This window comes from Nocardia sp. NPDC052001 (genome assembly GCF_040680615.1).
In the GTDB taxonomy this organism is placed as follows: domain Bacteria; phylum Actinomycetota; class Actinomycetes; order Mycobacteriales; family Mycobacteriaceae; genus Nocardia.
The window spans coordinates 45,900-67,909 of the sequence record NZ_JBFAXC010000013.1 but is presented as its reverse complement, the minus strand read 5'-3'; the positions used below and the strand labels follow the sequence as shown (position 1 = coordinate 67,909).

Here is a 22,010-nt window from a genome sequence, read left to right as displayed (position 1 = left end):
GCGATCTAGGGCACAAGGACTCTACGGTCCCAAACGGGCGATCACCTCCAGATCGTCGGTAGAACTGGCTGTCCCGCAACGTGTTTCGTCGTACGGACACGGAATCCTGCACGGTGGCCCGGCCCGAGGGCACGGGCCCGATGGATATCGGCGGTTCGACGCTTGCCCGCGACGGCCATGCGGACCGGGCCGATCGACGAGTACGTGATCCTCACCCATCCGGTTCTGGTGGGTGGCGGCATGCCGTTCTTCACCTGCTGGACAGCTGGTGAGTCTGAATCTGTTGCAGAGCAATACTATTCCCGGTGGCGTGACGATGACCCGAAGCGAGACGAGGAGATGAGAACGGGCCGCACGATCGACTCGTGCGGCCCGATTGCAGGCATCTCCGGTGTGCTCGGTTCAGTGAGGTGGAAGCGCGGCCTCGGCGACGACCGCGGTGAACGCGGCGAAGGTGAGCGCCGCGGTGGTGAGGTGGGTGCGCCGGTAGTGCGTGGTCAGCACCGCGACGTACTCGCGAAGGAACGCGGCGGGGACGAAATACGCGGCGGTGCGGGCGCCGACCACTCCGGCGTCGATGCCGGCGCGCCGGGTCAGCGCCGCGGTGCGGAGCACGTGAAAATCGCTGGTAACAAACGTCATTCGAATCTTGTCGGCCGGAATTCCGCGAATGTCGAGCTGGCGCAGACAGTTTCGGATGTTCTCCTCGGTATTGCGCGAGTAGCGTTCGCGGACGATCGCATGCGCGGGAATGCCCCGTGCCATCAAATGCCTTGCCATGGCATCGGCTTCACAGGTGCCCTCATCGCCGCCCTGGCCACCGCAGGTGACGATCACCGGCTGCGGACAGTCCACCGCCGCGGCGTGGTAGGCGTCGATTCCTCGGTCGAGGCGCGCGGCAAGCAGGGGAGTGACCTCTCGGCCGTTGAGTCCGCACCCCAGGATCACGATCGCATCTGCCTGTTCGCGACTGGGGAGAGCGTCGTAGAGCAGCGCGTATCCGCCGAACGCGATCAGATGCAGCACCAGGTATCCGCCGATGGCGCACAGGATCACGGCCAACGCGGTCACCGGTGCGGGGGCCGGGACGGCGATCGCGATCGCGGCGATCACGACCCCCATCATCGCCAGTCCCGCCCCGACAACCATCGGCGAGAGCGTGGTCAGTGACCGTCCTTCGCGCCGTACCACCACAAACCCGTTCGCCACCAAGGCGATACCGATGCTGCCCAGCACGCCCGCCGCCGCGCCCGCGATCTGCGGCACTGTCACCGAGATATCGGCGAGATCGCCGATGAGCACAGCCGCACCAGCCGCGAGTAGCAGCGCCGCCGCCAGCAGCACCCACCCCGTCGACAGTCGGCGCGGTTCCCGCGTGATCCGAAATGCCCCCAGAGCCACCAAGATCGAGCCGATGGACAGCAACGCCGCGGCCATCATCAATCCTCCCAGTTCGTCGCCTTCGCCGAACCACACCATCGGTGCCTGTCACCGACAACAAGGTCGATTCCCGCTCCGCCCCGGCGTAAACCCTCCGATCTCCGAAGGGCAAAAATCGGGCAACGCGGCCCGGCGGCAATGCCATCGTGCCGATGCGTCGATACTTCCGCCGGACGCGAACGGTCAAGGGCCTCCGATAGCCTCGATGATTGTGCCGACGTCATTTCCCCTGATCGATCCCTACGCCCACGGCCTGCTCGAGGTTGGTGACGGCAATCGGATGTACTGGTGCACCAGTGGCCATTCCGCCGGTCGGCCGGTGCTGGTGGTGCATGGCGGGCCGGGTAGCGGCAGTAGTGCGCGGGCGCGGAAGTCGTTCGATCCGAACGTCTTTCGGATCGTGCAGTTCGATCAGCGCGGATGTGGGCGCAGTACTCCGAACGCCGCCGATCCGGACACCGATATGGCGGTGAACACCACCGAGCACTTGATCGCCGATATGGAGCGGCTGCGCATCCATCTCGGCATCGACCGCTGGTTGTTGTACGGCGGCTCGTGGGGGTCGACGCTCGTTCTCGCGTACGCCGAGCGTTATCCGGAGCGGGTCACCGGGATCGTGCTGATCGGCGTCACCACCACACGGCGTCGCGAGATCGATTGGCTGTATCGGGGTCTCGGGCGACTGCTGCCCGAGCAGTGGGCGCGGTTCCTGACCTTGGTCCCCGGCGATGGCGACCCGGTCGAGGGCTATCGGCGATTGCTCGAACACCCCGACCCGGAGATGCGCCGCAACGCCGCGATCGAGTGGTGTCGCTGGGAGGATGCGGCCATCGCACACGAATCCCACGGCAGTCCAGGCCAATACAGCGCCCAACCGGATGCGGAGTTGCTCACCTTTGTCCGGATCTGCACGCACTATTTCGCGCACGCGGCCTGGCTCGAGGAAGGGGTGCTCTTGCGCGAGGCTCATCGGCTGGCCGGGATTCCGGGCGAACTCATCCACGGACGCCTGGATTTGAGCGCTCCGCTCGAAACCGCATGGGAACTCGCGCGAGCCTGGCCGGACGCTCGGCTGCACGTCATCGACGATTCCGGTCATACTGGCAGCCCGGCGATGGGCGAGGCGCTCGCCCGCGCTGTTGCCCGTTTTGCCCGGACTGATATCGACGAGACCACGTAAAGAGTCTGTATCGAGCGGCGGCCCATGATCGGTCCAGGCGAATTCGAGCCGAAGCGGGGCCGCGTTGCGCGCAAAACGTTGTGTCGCAGAGAGATTCGGGTGTGGCTGCTCGGCGATCATGGGGTTGGGGGAGAACGGCCGTCGACATAAGACCGACCGGTCGCTCTGCTGTGGGCGCCCGAAAGGCAACGGGCCGAGATCATCTCGGCTCGCCGGAGATATTGACGTTCGCGTAAGAAAACCTCTCTCGGGCAATTGCCCAGGATCTGGCCTCTACCAGCCCAGATGCGCTATCGGCGATTTCACCGCGCATCCAAAGCTCTTGGTGATCAACGCATTCGCGCGAAATTCGCCACGTGGCTGTTACATACTGGTGGCGATCTGGACACACCACACTCAGGAGTCTGCGATGCCCGAGTCCGACTACCCGAGCTCGGTGCCGGTAGGGGTGGACACCACCCGTGCCAGCATCGCCCGGGTTTACGATGCCTTCCTCCACGGGAAGGACAACTTCGAGGTGGATCGGGAGGTGCTGGCGCGGGTACAGTCCGTCGCACCCCAGGCCACCGACCTGGCCTGGGCCAATCGTGATTTCTTGATTCGGGTGTGCCGCTTCCTGGTTCGCAATGCGGGGATCGACCAGTTCCTCGATCTCGGGTCGGGGTTGCCGACGGCCGAGAACACCCATCAGGTGGTGCAGCGCGTCAATCCCGATGCGCGCGTGGTGTACGTGGACAACGATCCGATGGTGCTCGCGCACGGGCGGGCGTTGCTGGCGGAGAACAATAGGGCCACCATCTCCACCGCCGATATCTTCCAGCCGCTGGAAGTGCTCAAGAACGAATCGGTTGTCGAGAATTTGGATTTCACTCGTCCGCTGGCGCTACTGCAGGTCGGAACGTTGCACCATTATCTCGGCACGGACGCGCCCGAGATCATGCAGACCTATATCGACGCACTGCCGTCCGGATCGTTCGTGGCGATCTCGCACTTCTTCGATCCGAAGGATCCCGAGGAGCCCGAGCTCAGCGAGCTGGCGGTGAATATGGAGGACAAGTTCATTCACAGTCCGATGGGCAGCGGGCGTTTCCGCACCCGCGAGGAAATCCAGGCCATGTTCGGTGATCTGGAGATGATCGAACCCGGACTGGTGCTGTGCGATGACTGGTGGCAGGACGGTCCGCGACTGACCCATCTCAGCGCCGTGCGGCACTGCATCGTCGGCGGTGTCGGCCGCAAGCGGTAGCCCGAAGATATCGAGCCGTGGATCGGTCAGCCTGCGGGCGTACCGATCCCGGCCTGCTCGAGGATGCCGCGCAGCTGCGAAAAAGCTTGCGCGACAGTCGATAGCGATGAGCTCGGCAGATTGCTGCCGAGCAACTCGGTCAGGCACTCGGCGAAGGTGTCGTCCGTCGCCCGCACCAGGCGCATGCCGTCTTCGGTCAATGCCAGCAGCGACGATCTGCGATCCGCGGGATTCGGTTGACGCGCAACCCATCCCTGCTGCTCCAAGCGGTCGATGCCTTTGCTGATCGCTCCGACGCCCGCGGCGAATTCGCTCGCGAGGTCGGCTACCCGCGCGCCCGGATGTTCGCGCAGGAACCGCAGGAATTCCACCTGCGAGGTGACGATCCCGTGGCGTTCGCGCAGGCGATCGTTGAGCGCGTTATAGAGCCGCGTCTCGCACCGCACGAGGTCGGAGAACAGTTTCGGCAGGTCAACAGGCGCGCTCGCTGATATGTATTCCATGGCATATAGTGTACTGGAAGATACTTCTTAGGAAGGTGCATATGAGCAGGGAGCAACGCGCGCGGATCGACACACTGCTACGCCAGCCGCGACCGGCCGGAAATCGATCGATCGAGGAGATCCGCACGGGATTCCGGGCGCTGATGACCCAGATGAACGTGCCGAGCGAGATACACACTCGGCCCACCACCCTCGGCACCCGGCCCGCCGTGCTCGTCGAACCGGCGAAAACCGTGCGCCCCGGAACGATCCTGTATTTCCACGGCGGTGGTTTCATCAGCGGTTCACCCGAGACCGCGATGTCACTGACCGCGAACCTGGTGACCCGCACCGGATGTCGAGCCGTATCGGTGGATTACCGGCTCGCGCCCGAACATCCGTTCCCGGCCGCGATCGAGGACACCGTGAACGCCTACCGGGCCTTGCTCGACAGCGGCGAAGACCCCTCGGCCATCGCATTCGCCGGTGACTCCGCGGGCGGGGGACTGACCATCACCACCTGCCTGGCCGCCCGCGACGCCGGATTGCCCCTGCCCGCCGCGATCGTGGCGTTCTCACCCGGCCTCGACGCGACCCGCACCGGAGACAGCATGCGCACCAAAGCGGGCATCGATCCACTGTTCACCCGGGAAAGTCTCGACCACAACGGTGCCATGTATGCCGCGGGTCAGGACCCACATCAGCCGCTGCTCAGCCCGGCTGTGCTTGCCGATTTGGGTGGCTTCCCGCCGCTGCTGCTCCAGGCGGGCAGCAATGAAATGCTGCTGGACGATTCCACCCGCTTGGCCGAGCGTGCGCGAGCCGCAGGGGTGGATGTCATCCTCGACATCACCGCCGACGTACCGCACGTCTTCCAATCCTTCACCGGCACACTGGATGAAGCCGACCATGCGCTGGACCGCGCGGCGCTCTTCCTCGTCCAACACCTCGGCGTTTAGTCGAACGCGTCGGGGACGGTGGACAACAGCAGTTCGAGGAACTGCTCGGGACCATCGGCGAGCACATTGTGCCGAGCCGCCATCTCATGCACGTTCCAGTCCGAATCCCCTTGCAGCCGTTGATAAGTCGAGGTGAAGGGACTGTTGTCGAACTGCGCCGCGTACACGTAATCCTTGCGCCGGAAGGTGCGCTCGGGTCCGATCAGCCGCAGGCGCTGAACCACCGACGCCAGCGGATGCGGTGTGGCGCGCGGGTCGAAGAACGGCAGCGGTGCTATCCCGATTCCGTCATCGGATGCCCCGTCGATATACCAGGCGCGCTGTTCGTCATTGGTGAGATTCCACGCGGCGTCCCCATTGCCGGGAACGAAAGCATCGACGTACATCAACGCGTCGACCCGCTCACCCATCCGATCGGCCACGCCAGTCACGACCATGCCCGCATAGCTGTGCCCGACCAGGATGACCTCATCCAAACGCTCATTCTCCAGCAGTGCCAGCACATCACGGATGTGCGTATCCAAATTCACCGACGCATTGAGCAAATGCGCCCGATCCCCGAGCCCGGTCAGCGTCACCGCATAGGCGATGTGCCCCAACTCGCGTAGCCGCTGCGCGACCGGCTCGAACCACCACCCGCCGTGACATGCGCCAGGAATCAGAACGAAAGTGCTCACCACGCCCACTCCTCTCTCGCCACCAGTCCGATGGAACCATTGTCCCGCAGGGGTAATTCCGCTCCCGAGCGGGCGCGATCACTTCGGCTGGTGCGCAAAAGGTTCGTGCGTAGATCCCTGCCAACGCTGAATCAACTCGCGAATCCGAGAATGCGCGATCAGTGACCTGCCGCTTATTCGGTCGCGAAGGCGGGAATCGAACCCGCGCCTTCCCGTCTGAGCGAATGGTGCTCTACCAACTGAGCTACTTCGCGACCGATGGCAATCGTAGAATCCGAGAACGATTGCGGCAAAGGACTTTCCGTACAGACGGTGAAAACCGTTGTGCGAGTTGATGTGCCCTTGCCCCTGAACCCTGGTCTGGCGGTGTTCGACGCAAAGTCCGCTGATGTCAGCGGATCTCTGCGTCGAAGGGGCAGAGGTCGATGACGACCTTGCCTCGGACGTGCCGGTCCGCTTGGAGTTCGACAGCGGTGCGGATGTCGTCGACGGGGAATGTCGCGGCGATGGGTACGCGCAGACTGCCGGAGGCGATCAATCGCGCGATCTTCTCGAGCGCGTCGGGCGCGGCGTTGGCTCCGGTGGCCGCGGGGATCCCTTCGAGCACGGTCGCGATGGTCCAGATGCGGTTGTCCGGGACGCCGAGTTCGCGGACGGCGCGCACCGTGTCGGTGCCGTGCAGATCCAGTGCCGCTGTGACGGTGCCCATTAGCGTGCGGCGGTCTCGGCGTCGGCGGTCATCACCCAATCCATCGGGTTCAATCACGCGGCCGTGACCCGAACCCGCAGCTGCCCATTGCCCGCCTGGGGTTCGGGTACGTCCTGAACGGTCAATACCTCAGGGCCACCGAATGATTCGAGCCGAACCGCCCTGCTAACGTCGGCTCGACGTCCACCATTGTGCTGCTGCATCGTTGCCGTCTCCTGGTGTTCGTGGAGCCATCGGAGCGAGCCATTCTCATCGGCATCGATCATTGCAGGAGCGGCCAGCCACCCGCGAACGACACGACAAATCGGTCACGAGGCCGCTCCCGCGTGGCAATCAGGTTCACCGCTGCGCGGCCAGCACTGCCGAGAGACCTTCCCTCAGGTCCTGGACGAAGTACTCGGGAACCTCCAATGACGGGAAATGTCCCCCGGATTCGGGCGATCGCCATCGGACGATGTGCCGATACCGCTGCTGCGCCCACGGACGCGGGTATTTCTCGATATCGCGGGGATAGATGGTGATCGCCGACGGAACATCGACCCGCAGCTCGGGGTCGAGCGAATTGTGGCTCTCGTAGTAGATGCGCGCCGCTGACGCACCGGTCCGGGTCAGCCAGTACAGGGTGACATCGTCGAGAATTCGGTCCCGGGACATCGTCTCGAACGGGCTGTCCGAGGTGTCGGACCACTCGGCGAACTTGTCCAGGATCCAGGCGAGAAGTCCGACCGGAGAGTCGACGAGCGAATAGCCGATGGTCTGCGGCCGGGTCGCCTGCTGTTTCGCGTACGCCGCGCGATGGTGCCAGAAGTCGTGGGTTTCCTCGGTCCATGCGCGCTCGGTCGCGGTCAGCCCGTCGGTCGTCAGCCCGGGCGGCGCTTCGGCGAAGGTGGTGTGGATGCCGAGCACGTGCTCGGGGAATCGACCGGCGAGCACCGTGGTGATATTGCCGCCCCAATCGCCGCCGTGCGCGGTGAACCTGTCGTAGCCGAGCCTTGTCATGAGTTGCACCCATGCGGCAGAGATTTTTTCGGTTCCCCACCCGGTGGTGTCCGGCTTATCGCTGAAACCGAAGCCCGGCAGCGACGGGACCACGACGTGGAACGCGGGCGCGTCCGGGGCTGCCGGATCCGCCAAATCGTCTATCACATCGACGAATTCGGCGATGCTGCCCGGCCACCCGTGCGTCAGGAGCAGTGGAGTGGCGTCCGTTCGCGGGGATCGCCGGTGCAAAAAGTGGATACCCAGATCGTCAATGGTGGTGCGGTACTGGCCGATTCGGTTGAGGCGCTGCTCGAACGGCCGCCAGTCGTAGTCGTCCCGCCAGTAGGTCACGAGATCGATGAGGTCGGCGAGCGGAACGCCTTGGCTCCATCGGCCGGGGCCCGGCTCGGCCCGGTGGACCGTCTCGGGTTCCGGTAGCCGAGCCGCCGCCAATCGCCTGCGCAGATCCTCGAGGTCGGCGTCGGGGACGTGGGTGTCGAATGCGTGCACGTCGCTGGTCGGACGGGGCATGAGTCCTCCTGGTCGTCGTGTCAGCCGGTCCAGGTTCGTAGTGAACCGTCTAAGACGGTTCTAACATGTCCTCCGACCGGCCCGCAACCAGCTAAGGTGGTTCCATGCCTGCTGGGTTTCCCGATTTTCGCCTCGGTAGCGTGCTGGCCACGAGCTTCACCGGGACGCTGTCCGAGCGTCACGGCACCGCCGTGGAGCGCATTCCCACACCGCGGCGACTCATCGACTGGTTGGCGGTGTACGGCCTCGACGTGGATTCCTGCACTCCCGCCCAGCTCGCCCTCGCTCGCGAGTTACGGGAAGCGATTCACGTCGCCGCGACCGCGGCCGCATGCCACGAGTCGCTCCCGGAGTCCGCGGTCCAGATCATCAATGACCGCAGCATCGCGGGTAGCCCCGCGGCGATCCTGACCGCCGACGGACGTCGGCGTTGGCGACTGGGCTCGGACTCGCGAATCGACGATGCCCTCAGCGTGATCGCCGCCGACGCGGTCAGCATCATTTCCGGTGAGCGGGGCGGGAAACTCGCCCTGTGCGCGTCGCCGACCTGTCGCGCCGCCTTCTTCGACACCAGCCAAAGTCGTTCTCGCAGATGGTGTGACATGAACACGTGCGGAAACCGGCAGAAGAAGGCACGTTTCAATGCCGCCCAGCGCAAAAGCGCACAGGCTGCGACGTAGTCGCCGCCGAAAATCGTTTGCGGCGTTGCACGCCGGTTTCTAGGGTGGCTGCCATGTGTAGCTTCCAATTCTTCGTGCGGGTGCGTTCCAGCCGGGCTCTGGCCCGCTAGCCGTCGCAGGTAGACACGTACCCGCGTCGGCAGGCGCGCCCAGGGCCCTTCGAGAGCCATCTATTTCTCGAGGACCCGAAAGGGCATGTGCTGTGGCGCAACGCTTTTCTTCCCGTAATTCCGGATATCAGGACTACTCGCACACTCAGGGCAAGGTCGGCACCGGCGGTGGGCGTACACCGCGAGACCGGGCTCGCCGTGAGCTCTCGCAGAACTTCCTGGTGAACCGGCAGGCCGTCGAATCGATTGTGGAGGTGGCGAATCCGCGCGGACTCGTCCTAGAACCCGGTGCGGGCGAGGGTGCGCTGACCCTCGCGCTGGCAGACCGCGCCGCGCAGGTGATCGCGTACGAGCTCGATCCGCTTCCTGCGGCGAAACTCTCCGCGCGCACTCGCGCACGACCCGAAATCCGGGTAGTGCGAGGCGATTTCCTCCGTGCCCGAGCACCGCGTACCCCGTTCGCGGTGGTCGGCAATATCCCGTTCTCGGCGACCGCCGAGATCGTGGATTGGTGCCTGAACTCACCGGCACTCACCTCGGCGACCCTGCTCACGCAACTGGAATACGCCCGCAAACGGACTGGCGACTACGGCCGCTGGAGCCTGCGCACGGTGTTGAGCTGGCCGTGGTTCACCTGGCAGCTGCATGATCGGGTGCCGCGCAACGCGTTTCGCCCGGTTCCGGCGGTCGAAGCGGCGATTGTGCGTATCGACCGTCGCCAGCAACCGCTGGTGGCCGATCGCGCATCGTATGAGCAACTCGTCGAACTCGGCTTCTCCGGGATCGGCGGCTCGGTCGACGCGTCACTGAAAACCCGCTACCCACACGTGAATTCGGCACTCGCCGCAGCGGGCATCGCACCCGGCACGGTGGTGGCCTACGTCCATCCGGACCAGTGGGTCGCGCTGCACGAGGCGCTCGCCGGACAGCCGCCTCGAACGAGGCGCATCGCCACCGTGTAGGGGCCGCACGCGGCGGCCGTCCAGCTGACCGGGCAGAGACTTGGTCTCGGATGCCACTCGGATCCGACTGGTCGGCCGCCGCGCATCGCATCGGGTCCGGTTCGCCATCGAACAGGCCACCGCGGCACCGGTCGAGACATTGCCGATGGTCTGATTGCGACTCCGCTGACCGCTGAGATGCTCGCGGCAAGTCTTCAATCAGTATCGCCGCCGCGTGGAGAGGCTAGTGAAATGCATTGGGAACAAGCATGATTCAGAGTGGAGATCACGCCATTGCGCTTACTGCGGCGAGGATTGGGGGCATGACCGCAGCGCCGCGACCCTGTTAGTCTCACGGCTCATCGCATCAAGCTGGAGGAACTTATGTACCGTCCCATGCTGAATGTCATCGCCGGTGGCGCGATCGTGGCCACGCTCGCCCTGCAACCCGCGCTCGCCGCGGCCGCGCCGAGCGGGCCTCCGGCGGCACCATCGACCACCGCCGTCACCGCGCCGTTCGATCCCATCTGCCCGCTCTGCTTCGTTCGGGAATTCCTCGAAAGCGGTTCTGCGCGCTGATAATCGGTCCCCGGTGAGCGGCAACTGCTCGCCGGGTTCGATGGACAACGGCTCGTGCTCGCTGTCGCCCATGACCGTCCGGGTGTCGGTGACGGTCATGGGCGCCACCCGCTGTTCGGAATATTCTCGTGGTGACCATGGCTACTGGTTGGCGGATCCGTGCATCCGATGCACTGACGCTTTGACCAGTGAGGAGCCTTGCCATGTCGGCCGAGCCATTCGAGGTCAGCATCAGCGACGCCGAGATCGCGGACCTGCGTGAACGATTGCGGCGGACACGATGGCCCGAGCGCGAGCCGGTGCAGGACTGGTCGCAAGGTGTGCCGCTGGCATACGTACAGGAGCTGTGCCGCAGCTGGGCCGAGGACTACGACTTCGGGTTCGCCGATCGGCTGAACGAGTTCCCGCAGTACCGCGACACCATCGACGGGCTGGGCATCCATTTCCTGCACGTCCGTTCGCCCGAGCCGGACGCGTTCCCGCTCGTGCTCACGCACGGCTGGCCGGGTTCGGTGCTCGAGTTCCTGGAGGTTATCGGCCCGCTGACCGACCCGCGCGCGCACGGTGGGGACCCCGCGGACGCGTTCCATGTGGTCGCGCCGTCGTTGCCCGGATACGGCTGGAGCGACAAACCATCGACGACCGGCTGGGGCGTCACTCGCACCGCGCGCGCCTGGGACGCGTTGATGGTCTCGCTGGGGTACGAGCGGTACGGCGCACAGGGCGGTGACTGGGGTTCGGCGGTATCCGGCGCGCTGGGCGAGGTGGCGCCCGAACGCGTCGCGGCCGTACACCTGAACCTGGGATCGGTGGCGGCGGGCACCTTCGACGACCCGACGCCCGCGGAGCTGGCGAATCTGCAGTCCGAGAAGGAGTTCCAGCGCACCGGCCGTGGCTACTCGGCGATCCAGGCGACCCGGCCGCAGACCCTCGGCTACGGTCTCACCGACTCCCCGGCGGGGCAGGCCGCCTGGATCGCCGAGAAGTTCTGGGCGTGGACCGACAACAACGGCCATCCCGAAGACGCGGTATCGCGGCAGACAATTCTCGACGAGATCTCGGTCTACTGGTTCACCGCCTCGGCCACATCCTCCGCGCGCCTGTACTGGGAGAGCTTCGCCAACTTCCGCGACAAGGTGACCGCGCCATCCGGACTGTCGATCTACCCGCGCGACATCACCCGCCCATCGCGGCGCGAGGCCGAGCGGCGGTTCACCGACCTGCGCTGGTTCGAGCAGCTACCGCACGGCGGCCACTTCGCCGCACTCGAACAACCGACGTCACTGGTCGACCAGGTGCGCGGATTCTTCCGCCTATTCCGCTGATCGTGCGTGCCGTCCCCAGGTCGATTCCCAGCGCTTCAGTGGTCGCGGCGGAAATGGCTCGGTGGCAGTCCTTTCCAGCGGTGAAATGAGCGGCGCAGCGTTCTGGCGTCGCTGTATCCGAGTCGCGCTGCCACCGAACTGAGCGGAAGGTCGGTATTGCGCAACAGATTCACCGCATGTTCGTACCGCACCGTCTCGAGCTCGTCTTGCCAGGTGGTGCCCTGCTCCTGCAACCGGCGCTGAATCGTGCGCGGACTGACCGCGAGACGGTCCGCGACCCAGCGCAGATCTGTCACGCCCTGCAGCATCGCCTCGTGAATCGCGACGCGCAGCGTGCTGCTCCAATCCGCCGCGACCCGGAATGACGACATGAGCATTTCGGCGTAGTGCCGGTGTACGCGAGCCTGGTGCGGGTCGCTGTCGGTCGGAAGATCCGCGGCATCGAGGAAGGTCATTTCCGCATAGGGAGCGCCGAACTCGATTCTGCGAGTGCCGAATACCTCGACCAGGTGCTCGTGCCCGGATGGCGCGTCCTGGGTGAGCAGGACGCGAACGGGCACCAGAGGTACGCCCGTGGCATGCCGCATCCGATGCAGCATCAGCGAGAGCGTGAACTCCTCGCGCGCCGGAATGATGGTCTCGGGCAGCGGGTTCGCGATCTCGCGAACGGTGAGCAGTCCGCCGTCCACGATGATCGCCCCGCCCACAGCCGGACTGGCGACCAATGGGCGGAACTCGTGCACGGTGCGCAGGCTTGCGGCGAGGGTCGGCGCAGTGGTGAACAAGTAGTCCCACACTCCGAAGCAGCCGTGGTCGGCGGCGGCGGATATCGCCGGACCGACTCCCGCCCCGCCCATCTCATCGATTAATCGCCATGCCTGCCCCACCGCTCCGGAGGGGATCCGGATGAGTTCCTCACCGAACAGGCTCACATTCAATCCGGGAATGCCGTGCAGGAGATCGCGCGGAATCCCGATCCGCACCGCGGTGGAATAGATGGGTGCCGCGGTGCGAGCCGGAACAGTGCCTTCGAGCATTCGGCGAAGTATATGCAGCTGGTTGCCTTGCCGGATTCATAGACCTACTGGTTGGTATTTGACCGGACGGCCTCGAGCTTCGGGCCCTGGCGCGTGCGGTCCTCCGCACGGCGCGTTCGGTCCCCGGGTCGCCGCATGGCGGCTCATAGATTCGAGGTCGAAGCGCTCATTCATGTGACCCAGGAGTTCTTAGTGCGTATCGACATTCACGCTCATCTGTGGAACGAGGACTACCTCGATCTGCTCGACTCATATGGCCGCACCGACACCGCCACCCAGCGCAATATGGGCGCCGGTGGCAGCGCCGCAGAGCTGGAAGCCCGCTTCGCGCTGAATGATTCGGCCGGCATCGAGCACCAGGTGCTGTCGGTCACCCCGCAGAGTCCGCACTTCACGCACCACGACCACGCCGTGGATGCCGCCCGCCTGGTCAACGATCAGTACGCCGATATCGTCGCCCGCCATCCCGACCGGTTCTCGGCGTTCGTCGCGCTCCCGCTGCCGCATATCGACGCCGCGCTGAAGGAAATGACCCGCGGCCTGGACGATCTCGGCATGGCCGGAGTCGCGGTCACCACGGACATCCTCGGACGCTCGCTGGCCGACCCCCACTTCGCGCCGCTGTTCGAAGAGCTCGATCGCCGCGGCAGCGTCCTGTACGTGCACCCCTCCGGCCACGACGCGGGCACCCCGCTCATCGCCGAACACCACATGCGCTGGATGGTCGGCGCGCCCATGGAGGACACCATCGCGGCCATGCAGCTCATCCTGGCCGGAATCCCGTTGCGCTACCCCAACGTTCGCATCGTCCTGTCTCACCTGGGTGGCGCACTGCCGATGCTGCTGCAACGCGCGGACAACCAGTACGCCTGGGAATCACCCGATACCCCGGAGAAGCCCAGCCTCTCGGTACGCCGCATGTGGTTCGACACCGTCAGCCACGGCCACGTGCCCGCGCTGCGCGCGGCCGCCGAATCCTTCGGCGCCGACCGGCTGGTGCTGGGCACCGACTTCCCCTATCAGAGCGGTGAGTTGCTCCGCCGCGCTGTGACGTCCATCCGGGACGCCCTACCCGACGACGACGCCACCCGCGTGCTCGACCACAACGCCGCTTTCGTGTTCGGCCGCTGAGCACCGGCATACGTTCGCGCTCAGGCGTGGAAGGAGATAGCTGTGGCGACATTTGTTCTGGTTCCCGGTGCGTTTCACGGGAGTTGGTGGTTCGAGCCACTGGCCCGGCAGCTGCGGGAGCGTGGCCACGAGGCATATCCGGTGAGCTTGACCGGGCTCGGGGACCGAGCGCACCTGGCCGGCGCCGGGGTGAATCTCGATACCCATATCGCCGATGTGATCAACGCGCTCAACGCGCTCAACGGCAACGACCTGACCGATGTTGTCCTGCGCGCCGGTGAGGTGCCCGCTCTGGCTTCGCCGTTGGGCTGAGGCTCACCGCTCAGGGGGTGCAGTCGTAGCCGTTGACGTAGTCCGGGGCCTCGGCGATATTGCCGGAGATGCCGAGGAACTGAACGGGTTTACCGTCGGGGCCGATGATCGCTGGAAACCGCTTTCCGCAGTCGTAGGTAATCGGCGTCGGGGTGCGCTGGGCGATCCGCCAGGGGCCTCTCATCGTGTTGCCTTGTCCGACAACGCCTTCGGTGGATCGGCAGTTGCCTCGGCCGGTGATGACGACGGTGTCTCCCTGCTTGTACCCCAGCGGTTGGATCACCACGGCCTCATCTCACACGTAGGTGGGGATGTGGGCGGGGCTGGCGTCGGTGGGTGCGGTGGTGGTCGATGTGCCGAGCACCTGCGCGGCCGTGGTGGATATCGGGGCGTCTTTCGTGCCGGTGCCGGAATCTGTCGAGCAACCAGTGACCGCGAGTAGACCCAGGACTAAGTAGACAGCTTTGCTCACGAGGCAGTCACCATGCCCTACGGTAGTTCAAGCCCAGCACGAAGACGAAGCCTAGGCAGCACCGAGCGCCATGGACGTCACCGTGCGTGTGGAGCAACCTGTCGGTGCGGCCTGCCCTGTCAGCTGCTCGTCGATCCAGCGCAGGACCGCGGGAGTCGCGCTGATCGCGAGACTGACGTGATCGCTCAATTGGTCTCGCGTATAGGTGATGTGGGCTCCTGAGGCGCACCACTGCGCCACCGCCCGGTCGGTCGGCGCAATGGTGACGATCTCGTCGTGCACGGCGTTATAGAGGAACACCGGCGCAGTTGGCGGCATGGGGCCGAAGTCCAGATCGGCGAACGCTGCCTGTACCTGCTCGAACAGCTGCGAGAACGGGATCGTCAGGTAGTCGTCCATGCGCAGGAACGCATGCTGAGCCACGTTCGGCACCGCGCATTTGCTGTCACCCTCGGCGATCAGCGCCCGCCCGGCAGGTGTCAGATATTTGTCGAACGCCGCCCCCAGCTGTGGATCCGCACGCATCATGCCCGGCAGCAGCGAAGGCAGGAAACCGGCGAACGGACCGGAATCGAGCGACTGCAGATACGGGCCGATGGGTGCGGTCCAACCACCCACTGCGACACCGACCAGCCGGATTTCCGGAGCGTAGGTCGGTTGCATCTGCGCGATCCAGCGGCTCGCGATCGACCCGCCGGAGTAGCCCGCGGCGGCGACCGGAGTATCGGTGCCGGACAATCCGAGTGGCGCGAAACCCTCGGCCGCGCGCACTCCGTCGAGCGCGGCGTACCCCGGCTGTTTCGGGCTGAACACCGACCCTTTCGGCCCTTCCCAATCGGGTACGGAAATCGCATGGCCCGACGACAACATCTGATCGATCTGGATGAGATCGAGCGAGGAGTCGTACTTGTCCGGTGCTCCCGGCCGAAGCACGTACGAGGGAGCGCAGTGCGGCGCCGAGGCATCCGTGGCGGGCTGATAGGAGATCAACCCCTTGATCTGCCCGGTGCGCGGGCGCAGCACCGTCGTCACGGTCGCCATGGGCTGACCGGCGGTATCGGTCGTTCGATACAGCAACTGCCAGGCATCGGCGTCCTGCGCCTGCGGCCCCAGCGAAACCACCTCGACGGAGCGCGAATTCAAGATGGTGCCCGGCGCCTGCGAGTCCCACCTCGACGGCGGGGTATAGAACGGATCATGCTGCGGCGGTAGCGGATCCGCGCCAGCGACAGTCATAGGAGCACCGGCCCAGCACAATACGGCCGACGCCGCGATCAGCGCCGAGCGCAACGGACTACGCTTGGCCACTGAATACGTTGTGCCACAGGTTGATAGGACACTACTCATTCGCCGGGCTTCCCTCCCTGGTGGGGGCCGACTCCCGCGAATCCCCCTGAAGGCGCTCAGGGTACAGCTTTCGATCATGATGGACAGCTGAACCGGCGACTCTGTTTCAGTGGCGCGACCGAACTATTCGGGCGGCAGGGTGGGTGACCAGACTCCGGTCGCTGTGCCGTTTTCGACGTGCTCTCGGTAGGTGGCGACTTTGCCTCGAATGATGTCGAGGCTTTCGGTCAGGTGGCTGATCTTGTCCTGCACTGCTTTTTCGTGGGATTCCAGCAGTGCCAGGCGTTCTCGCTCGTTGCCGGGGCCGGATCGGACGAGCTGAGCGAACTCCCGCAACGTGGCGATGGGCATGCCGGAACCGCGTAAACGATTGCACAGCAACAGCCATTCGACATCGACCGCGTCGAAGGTGCGTTGTCCGCCGGTGGTGCGGGGGATCGGGCGCAGGAACAGTTCCTCGCGTTCGAAGAAACGCAGGGCGTGCACACCCAGACCCGTGGCTTTCGACACATCGCCGATGGACAGACCGTCCGGGTAACCCATCATCGCTCCCATAGCTTGACCTAGATTGCACTCTAGATTTTAGGTTGGGCCGCATGACCTTCACACGGCAAGCCATGATCGACTCGGGCCTGGGCGCGCACAGCACCGCTGAGGACGCGCTCACCGGTATCGACCTGAGCGGCAGAACCATCCTGATCACCGGCGGTTATTCCGGTCTGGGTAAACAAGCCACGATGGCGCTGGCGCGCGCCGGTGCGCGCGTGATCGTGCCCGCGCGCCGCCCCGCGGCCGCACGTGCGGCGCTCGACGGTATCGCCCGAACGGAAATCCATGAACTCGACCTTGCCGACCTCGACAGCATCGCGATCTTCAGTGATCGATTTCTCGCGTCCGGGGTGACTCTCGACATCATCATCAACAACGCGGGCGTCATGGCCTACCCGCACCGGCATCTTCGGTCCGGTTGGGAGGCGCACCTGGCTATCAACCATCTCGGGCACTTCGCTCTGATCAATCGGCTGCGGCCCGCGCTGGCGCACACCGGCGCGCGGGTGGTGTCGGTGGCCTCCTCGGGGCACTTCCTCAGCGATATCCGCTGGGAGGACCCGCATTTCACGCAGGGTTACGATCACTGGCTGGCCTACGGCCAGTCCAAGACCGCGAACTCGCTGTTCGCTACGCACCTCGATACCCTCGGCGCGGGAATCGGGTTGCACGCCTTCGCGGTTCACCCGGGCAGCATCCTTACACCTTTGCAGCGCAACATCTCCCATGCCGAACACCTCGCGCAGGGCTGGATCACCCCCGAGGGTCACCACGCGGAGGGCTTCAAAACACCGGCCCAGGGTGCGGCGACGGCGGTGTGGGCGGCCACCTCCCCGCAGTTGGACGGCCACGGCGGCGTCTACTGCCAGGACTGCGATATCGCGAATCCGGCGACCACCGACGATATGCTCATCGGCGGTGTCAAACCCTGGGCGGTCGATCCCGAATCCGCGGCTCGCCTGTGGAAGCTGTCGAGCGAACTCACCGGTCTCGACAGCTTTTCCTGACCGCCGATGAGTTTCGGGTGGTTACATCGTCCAAGCCTCTGAATTGATCGAGAGAAGGAGTTCGATGTGACCAGACCATTTCGATTCGGAGTTGTCGCCCCGATCATGACCGATCTGCCGACGTGGCGGGACAGCGTGCGCCGCATCGCTGGCCACGGCTATTCGACGCTGCTGGTGCCCGACTTCCCGCTGACGCAACCCGCGCCCGCCGTCACGCTCGCCAGCGTCGCGACTATGACCGATATCCGAGTGGGCACCTGGGTGTACGCCTCCCCGTTCCGCGCACCCTGGCTGACCGCGTGGGAATCGCACTCGTTGTCGCTGTTGACCGAAGGCCGCTTCGAAATGGGCATCGGCACCGGGCGGCCGGGTATCGAGGATGAGTTGCGGGACAAGGGAATATCCGACGTGCCCTCGCCGTCGGCGCGATTGGCGCAGATTCGTGAAACCGTCGCCAGACTGCGCGATCTCGACGGCCCCGATCTGCATACACCGGTCGCGATGGCTGTATTCGGTCCCAAGGCCCGGGCGCTGGCGGCCGAGGTCGCCGATACGGTCACCTTCGTGCTGGGCGGTCAGCCGCGCGATGAAGTCGCCAGGCTCGCAGCCGATTTCCGCGCTACTTCCGATGCCGAGCTCGCCCTCGCGGTGCCGGCGGTCGGTGATACGGTCGCGCCGCATATGGCGCCGCCCGGCACCGACCCCGCCGTGTGGCGCGCGGCGGACGCGATGACCGTCCTCCCGGAGGACCCGGCGGCAGCCATCGAGGAGATTCAGCGCCGCCGGGAGGAGAACGGGTTCTCCTACTTCGTCATCGGCGCGCACGTCGCCGACCAATTCGCTCCGGTCGTCGCCAAACTCACCGGACAGTGATCAGGCCACACGGTAACCTGACTACCGCATGATCGCTATCGAGTTCTCATGCGGCGGCGGGGTTTTCGAGGACGATGGCGACGCCCTGGCCCGAGCCGATGCAGACCCCGATCGCCCCGTACCGTGCGTTGCGCTCGCGCAGTTCGGTGGCCAGGGTCAGGACGTAGCGGGCGCCGGTGGCGCCGAACGGGTGACCGATCGCCACCGCGCCGCCGTTCGGTGTCAGCTTCTCATCGGGAATGACGAAGCCGCCCAGCTGATTCGGCAGCTCGCGCAGCACGCCCAAGGCTTGTGCGCTGAATGCCTCATGCACTTCCCAGATATCGATTTGTTGGGGTGTGAGTCCGGCCCGCTTCAGCGCTAGGGGCAGCGCCCACGCCGGAGCCAGACTCATGTAGAGCGGGTCGATCCCGTACACCGCCGAGGACACCACGCGCGCCAGTGGCTCGACGCCGAGCTCGGTGGCCCGTTCGCCCGAGGCCAGCACCAGCGCGCTGGCCCCATCGGTCAGCGGCGTCGAGTTCCCGGCGGTCATCTGCGTCGTCCCTGGCTGCGGGGGCAGTGCGGCGAGGCGTTCGGCGGTGGTGTCGTCCCGGATGAATTCATCGTGTTCGAACAGCCGCGCGGGGCTCTTGCGAGTCCCCGGAATCTCGACCGGCATGATCTCCTTGGCCAGGCGTCCGGAATCCCTGGCCGCCTTGGCATTTCGCTGCGTGCGGAGCGCGAAGGCGTCGATCTCCTCGCGGGTCAGCCCGTAGCGGTTGGCCACGTTCTGGGCTGTTTCGATCATTCCGATGTAGGCGTTGCGCGCCAGCAGCGCCGGATTGGCCGGACCGCCCGCGCCCGCCCACATGGTGTCGAGCAGGATGACCGGCCCGCGCGGCCCGAAGGGGGAGTCGCCCTTCATGTACGCCCAGCCCGACCGCGACATCGACTCCACACCGCAAGCGATCCCTACGCCCAGGTCTCCGGCTTTGATCGCGTGCGCGACATTGACCGTCGCGCTCAGCGATGACCCGCAGAACCGGTTGATGGTCGCACCCGCGACCGTGTCCGGGAATCCCGCCGCCAGCGCCGCCCACCGTGCGACATCGCCCATGCCCTCGTGGGCCGGGTTCACGCATCCCGCGACAATGTCCTCGATCTGATCGAGCCCCACGCCGACGCGTTCGCACGCGCCCTTCATGGTCATCCCGAGCAGGTCATCGGCCCGAATATGCGACAGCGAACCACCGTATTTGGCGAACGGGGTCCTGACTCCACCGAGCACGAACGCATCCGTCATCACGATCTCCTTCGACAGGGTCCTGCGTGTCCGCCAGGATCGATCTTGGCGCTATCGATCTTGCCAGTTGCGCGGACGTGCGGGGCGGTCAGCCGTCGATGCCGAGGATCGTGGCCACATCCGCATCGGCGCCATCGGTGACCTCGAGCCTCAGGTGAGCGAAGGCCGGGGCCAATGCCGCGAGCTCGGTGGGCCGGTCGCCCTCGATGTCGTGCTCGTGGATGTACACGCTGCGCAGGGTCAACGATTCGAGCTGAGGCAGCAGCGGAGACTCGGCCAGAGTCACGAGGGTGTCGTAGTCGTCGGTGTCGAACTCCGCGGCACCCAGGTCGCGGTGGCGTAATGCGGGGAACCCGGCCGGATCCAGGGCGGTCAGCTGTTCGTGGCGGATCCAGGCCCGCGCCCGAGCGGCCCGGCGCGCGGAGTGGTGAAAGTCGGTCAGGTGCAACTCGAGTCGGCGCAGCTCGGCCGAGGCGGGGTCGGTGAGCAGCGCGTCGATCAGCGCGGCCTCCCACTGCTCCGGGTCGCTCGCGTCCCCGCCGAGCTGTTCGAGCAGCGCGCCGCGCACAGCGATGGTGTGCGGGGAGAGCCGGAATACGGCCTCCTGCAACCGGTTACCGGACCGGGTGAGCTGCCAGGAGCCGTCTGTAGCCAATGCCTCGAAGTCGATCACGGCATAGTAGTTGGCGCATAAGACATTTCACGCACATGGCCTTTGGTGCACGGCATTCGATGTGCGCGCTAGAGCTCTTGTGCCAGCTCCTGCTCTCGGATCGTGGCCAAAGCTATGGCTTTGTCGAATGTTCCGGTGAGTACCGCGCGCCGCTGGGTCTTGAATTCCTCGCTGGGGCCGAGCTCGTCGATATACCCGTCCCACACCCGCAGATACCGTTCGCGCCATTCGCTGAGCACCGCCACCGAGGGAATGTTCGCACCGACCCGCGCGGGTTCGACCAGCTGAATGAGGATTTCGAGCCATGCGGGCACCATGTCCCCGCCCCATTCATCGGGTTCGAGTGCGGTGTCATCGGACGGGTCCTGGAATTGTTCGGCGATATTGCCGATGATGTGATCGGTCAGCTCCCCGAGCCCGTCCGCAGCGGTATCGCTGTCAAAGTTTCCCGGACCCCACACACCCATGACAACCTCTCCGACCGAACTCTTTTGGCGATCGCAGCCTATCGCGCACGCCCGCACTGCTTGTCCAGCAGTCGGCGGATCTCCTCATCCGGATACGGGGTCGTCCTACTCGTTTGCTGGAACGCCTGCGTGAACACCGACATCGCCGCGGCGACCGGCGCGTGGCGGCGCAGGAGTTCGGCGGCTCCCTCGGGGATGCCTTCCGGCGGGGCGCCCTCGGCGATGGCGTGCGCCATCGCGGCGCGTGCCTCCCGGTCCTGCGGCCCGTACAGGGCGTACAGCAGCCAATTCACCAGATAGGTGGCCGTGAAGCTGCGGTCATAACTTTGGTTCTGATCGAAGAACGCGGCCTCCTGCGGCGAGAGGTCGAACCCTTCGGAGAGCGCGAGGCCGTAGTCGGCCAAGTAGAGTCGTCGGCCGTCGGTGAGGATGTTCCAGAAATGCGCGTCCAGGTGCAGTAGCCCGCGGCTGTTCATGAACGAGACTCCTTCGGCCAGTTCCCGTTCCACCATGGCGCAGGCTCGATCGGTGGCCGCATCGCCGGACTCGAGCTGTTCGTTCAGCCACTCATGCAAGGTCTGCGGGATGTACTCCAAGAACAGCGCGATACTGGCTGACGAGTCCCGAAGTGCCTCGATCCGACGGCGAACCTGGGCTCGGTCATCCCAGTACGCGACGGCGCGATCGATATCGGCGAGCTCGGCCGGCAACAGCGTCGTGTCCGGCAGCACCCGCCAGTGATACGTCAGCGGGAAGCCCTGATGTTCGTGGGCGAGTACCCAATTGGTTGTCATCGTATGCACGGCGAGCTCGCGCCAGGCCCCGAATCCCGCCCCACCGATGACGCCGACGCCGTAGTGGTGAAACATCGGCAGATCGAACAGGTTCGCGGTGGACCGCACGTGCTCGGGTCGGCGCTCGAGATCGGTGAGCGGCACTCGCTTCGGCCGCCGCCCGATCGGCGGATTCGTTGTCGATGTATTCCATGTAGCCGCGCGCCTGGAAGTCCTTGCCCTG

At 65.5% G+C, this 22,010-nt stretch carries 24 protein-coding genes, 1 tRNA gene and 2 pseudogenes; 12 read left to right on the top strand and 15 right to left on the bottom strand.

Annotation, left to right across the window (positions count from 1 at the left end; genetic code table 11):
* Positions 1–125: 125 nt before the first annotated feature.
* A pseudogene (locus AB0L82_RS37280) lies at positions 126–343 on the top strand (dihydrofolate reductase family protein); the annotation flags it as partial.
* A gap of 59 nt (positions 344–402) precedes the next feature.
* On the opposite strand, the gene AB0L82_RS37275 reads toward AB0L82_RS37280, so the two are convergent.
* Positions 403–1,437, bottom strand: coding sequence for a YdcF family protein (locus AB0L82_RS37275; RefSeq protein WP_364647782.1), 1,035 nt, complete (start codon positions 1,435–1,437; stop codon positions 403–405).
* A gap of 208 nt (positions 1,438–1,645) precedes the next feature.
* Between AB0L82_RS37275 and pip the strand changes: the two genes are divergently transcribed.
* Both pip and AB0L82_RS37265 read left to right on the top strand, forming a co-directional pair.
* Positions 1,646–2,620: a prolyl aminopeptidase gene (pip, locus tag AB0L82_RS37270; RefSeq protein WP_364647779.1), complete on the top strand. Its 975-nt coding sequence runs from the start codon at positions 1,646–1,648 to the stop codon at positions 2,618–2,620.
* 409 nt (positions 2,621–3,029) lie between these two features.
* Entirely contained in the window at positions 3,030–3,866 is an 837-nt protein-coding gene (locus tag AB0L82_RS37265; protein WP_364647776.1) for an SAM-dependent methyltransferase, read from the top strand.
* A gap of 26 nt (positions 3,867–3,892) precedes the next feature.
* Here AB0L82_RS37265 and AB0L82_RS37260 read toward each other — a convergent pair whose 3' ends face one another.
* On the bottom strand, positions 3,893–4,369 hold the full coding sequence (locus AB0L82_RS37260) for a MarR family transcriptional regulator (RefSeq protein ID WP_364647773.1): 477 nt from the start codon (positions 4,367–4,369) through the stop codon (positions 3,893–3,895).
* Positions 4,370–4,410: 41 nt separating this feature from the next.
* Here AB0L82_RS37260 and AB0L82_RS37255 point away from each other — a divergent pair, with 41 nt between their 5' ends.
* Positions 4,411–5,307 carry an alpha/beta hydrolase gene (locus AB0L82_RS37255; RefSeq protein WP_364647770.1) on the top strand — a complete coding sequence of 299 codons (897 nt, stop codon included), beginning with the start codon at positions 4,411–4,413 and terminating at the stop codon, positions 5,305–5,307.
* Here AB0L82_RS37255 and AB0L82_RS37250 read toward each other — a convergent pair.
* The 4 genes and pseudogenes from AB0L82_RS37250 to AB0L82_RS37235 all read right to left on the bottom strand — a co-directional run bounded on the left by AB0L82_RS37250 (position 5,304) and on the right by AB0L82_RS37235 (position 8,205).
* The gene (locus AB0L82_RS37250; protein WP_364647767.1) at positions 5,304–5,984 is read right to left on the bottom strand and encodes an alpha/beta fold hydrolase; all 681 of its coding nucleotides are present in this window, start codon (positions 5,982–5,984) and stop codon (positions 5,304–5,306) included. The two genes, AB0L82_RS37255 and AB0L82_RS37250, sit on opposite strands and share 4 nt — an antisense overlap.
* Positions 5,985–6,165: 181 nt before the next feature.
* Positions 6,166–6,238: transfer RNA gene (locus AB0L82_RS37245), tRNA-Glu, on the bottom strand.
* A gap of 137 nt (positions 6,239–6,375) precedes the next feature.
* Positions 6,376–6,896, bottom strand: a pseudogene (locus AB0L82_RS37240) (zinc-binding dehydrogenase).
* Between the two features lie 136 nt (positions 6,897–7,032).
* Complete coding sequence (locus AB0L82_RS37235) at positions 7,033–8,205, bottom strand: epoxide hydrolase family protein (RefSeq protein ID WP_364647764.1); 1,173 nt, start codon at positions 8,203–8,205, stop codon at positions 7,033–7,035.
* Positions 8,206–8,309: 104 nt separating this feature from the next.
* Here AB0L82_RS37235 and AB0L82_RS37230 point away from each other — a divergent pair, with 104 nt between their 5' ends.
* From AB0L82_RS37230 to AB0L82_RS37215, 4 genes are all read left to right on the top strand, one after another.
* Positions 8,310–8,885: a CGNR zinc finger domain-containing protein gene (locus AB0L82_RS37230; RefSeq protein ID WP_364647761.1), complete on the top strand. Its 576-nt coding sequence runs from the start codon at positions 8,310–8,312 to the stop codon at positions 8,883–8,885.
* Between the two features lie 202 nt (positions 8,886–9,087).
* Positions 9,088–9,957 carry an ErmE/ErmH/ErmO/ErmR family 23S rRNA (adenine(2058)-N(6))-methyltransferase gene (erm, locus tag AB0L82_RS37225; protein WP_364647758.1) on the top strand — a complete coding sequence of 290 codons (870 nt, stop codon included), beginning with the start codon at positions 9,088–9,090 and terminating at the stop codon, positions 9,955–9,957.
* A gap of 363 nt (positions 9,958–10,320) precedes the next feature.
* Complete coding sequence (locus tag AB0L82_RS37220) at positions 10,321–10,515, top strand: hypothetical protein (protein WP_364647755.1); 195 nt, start codon at positions 10,321–10,323, stop codon at positions 10,513–10,515.
* Between the two features lie 203 nt (positions 10,516–10,718).
* Positions 10,719–11,840 carry an epoxide hydrolase family protein gene (locus AB0L82_RS37215; protein ID WP_364647752.1) on the top strand — a complete coding sequence of 374 codons (1,122 nt, stop codon included), beginning with the start codon at positions 10,719–10,721 and terminating at the stop codon, positions 11,838–11,840.
* Positions 11,841–11,875: 35 nt separating this feature from the next.
* Here AB0L82_RS37215 and AB0L82_RS37210 read toward each other — a convergent pair whose 3' ends face one another.
* Entirely contained in the window at positions 11,876–12,877 is a 1,002-nt protein-coding gene (locus tag AB0L82_RS37210; RefSeq protein ID WP_364647749.1) for a helix-turn-helix domain-containing protein, read from the bottom strand.
* Between the two features lie 192 nt (positions 12,878–13,069).
* On the opposite strand from AB0L82_RS37210, the gene AB0L82_RS37205 reads away from it, so the two are divergent.
* Together AB0L82_RS37205 and AB0L82_RS37200 are read left to right on the top strand one after the other, a co-directional pair.
* The gene (locus AB0L82_RS37205) at positions 13,070–14,008 is read left to right on the top strand and encodes an amidohydrolase family protein (RefSeq protein WP_364647746.1); all 939 of its coding nucleotides are present in this window, start codon (positions 13,070–13,072) and stop codon (positions 14,006–14,008) included.
* Between the two features lie 42 nt (positions 14,009–14,050).
* On the top strand, positions 14,051–14,320 hold the full coding sequence (locus AB0L82_RS37200) for a hypothetical protein (protein WP_364647743.1): 270 nt from the start codon (positions 14,051–14,053) through the stop codon (positions 14,318–14,320).
* Positions 14,321–14,330: 10 nt separating this feature from the next.
* Here the strand turns inward: AB0L82_RS37200 and AB0L82_RS37195 are convergent, their stop codons facing one another.
* The 4 genes from AB0L82_RS37195 to AB0L82_RS37180 all read right to left on the bottom strand — a co-directional run bounded on the left by AB0L82_RS37195 (position 14,331) and on the right by AB0L82_RS37180 (position 16,694).
* Entirely contained in the window at positions 14,331–14,504 is a 174-nt protein-coding gene (locus tag AB0L82_RS37195; protein WP_364647740.1) for a hypothetical protein, read from the bottom strand.
* 111 nt (positions 14,505–14,615) lie between these two features.
* The gene (locus tag AB0L82_RS37190) at positions 14,616–14,792 is read right to left on the bottom strand and encodes a hypothetical protein (protein ID WP_364647737.1); all 177 of its coding nucleotides are present in this window, start codon (positions 14,790–14,792) and stop codon (positions 14,616–14,618) included.
* A gap of 51 nt (positions 14,793–14,843) precedes the next feature.
* Positions 14,844–16,028, bottom strand: a complete 1,185-nt coding sequence (locus AB0L82_RS37185) for a lipase family protein (protein ID WP_364647734.1) — start codon at positions 16,026–16,028, stop codon at positions 14,844–14,846.
* A gap of 234 nt (positions 16,029–16,262) precedes the next feature.
* Positions 16,263–16,694, bottom strand: a complete 432-nt coding sequence (locus AB0L82_RS37180) for a MerR family transcriptional regulator (protein ID WP_364647731.1) — start codon at positions 16,692–16,694, stop codon at positions 16,263–16,265.
* 41 nt (positions 16,695–16,735) lie between these two features.
* On the opposite strand from AB0L82_RS37180, the gene AB0L82_RS37175 reads away from it, so the two are divergent.
* Both AB0L82_RS37175 and AB0L82_RS37170 read left to right on the top strand, forming a co-directional pair.
* Positions 16,736–17,695: an oxidoreductase gene (locus tag AB0L82_RS37175; RefSeq protein ID WP_364647729.1), complete on the top strand. Its 960-nt coding sequence runs from the start codon at positions 16,736–16,738 to the stop codon at positions 17,693–17,695.
* Positions 17,696–17,761: 66 nt separating this feature from the next.
* On the top strand, positions 17,762–18,568 hold the full coding sequence (locus AB0L82_RS37170; protein ID WP_364647726.1) for an LLM class flavin-dependent oxidoreductase: 807 nt from the start codon (positions 17,762–17,764) through the stop codon (positions 18,566–18,568).
* A 46-nt stretch (positions 18,569–18,614) separates the two neighbouring features.
* On the opposite strand, the gene AB0L82_RS37165 is transcribed toward AB0L82_RS37170, so the two are convergent.
* From AB0L82_RS37165 to AB0L82_RS37150, 4 genes are all read right to left on the bottom strand, one after another.
* Positions 18,615–19,853, bottom strand: coding sequence for a thiolase family protein (locus AB0L82_RS37165; RefSeq protein ID WP_364647723.1), 1,239 nt, complete (start codon positions 19,851–19,853; stop codon positions 18,615–18,617).
* 88 nt (positions 19,854–19,941) lie between these two features.
* Positions 19,942–20,526: a hypothetical protein gene (locus AB0L82_RS37160; protein ID WP_364647720.1), complete on the bottom strand. Its 585-nt coding sequence runs from the start codon at positions 20,524–20,526 to the stop codon at positions 19,942–19,944.
* A gap of 68 nt (positions 20,527–20,594) precedes the next feature.
* The gene (locus AB0L82_RS37155; RefSeq protein WP_364647717.1) at positions 20,595–20,993 is read right to left on the bottom strand and encodes a DUF4259 domain-containing protein; all 399 of its coding nucleotides are present in this window, start codon (positions 20,991–20,993) and stop codon (positions 20,595–20,597) included.
* Between the two features lie 38 nt (positions 20,994–21,031).
* Positions 21,032–21,931, bottom strand: a complete 900-nt coding sequence (locus tag AB0L82_RS37150) for a protein kinase family protein (protein WP_364647714.1) — start codon at positions 21,929–21,931, stop codon at positions 21,032–21,034.
* Between the last annotated feature and the right edge of the window lie 79 nt (positions 21,932–22,010).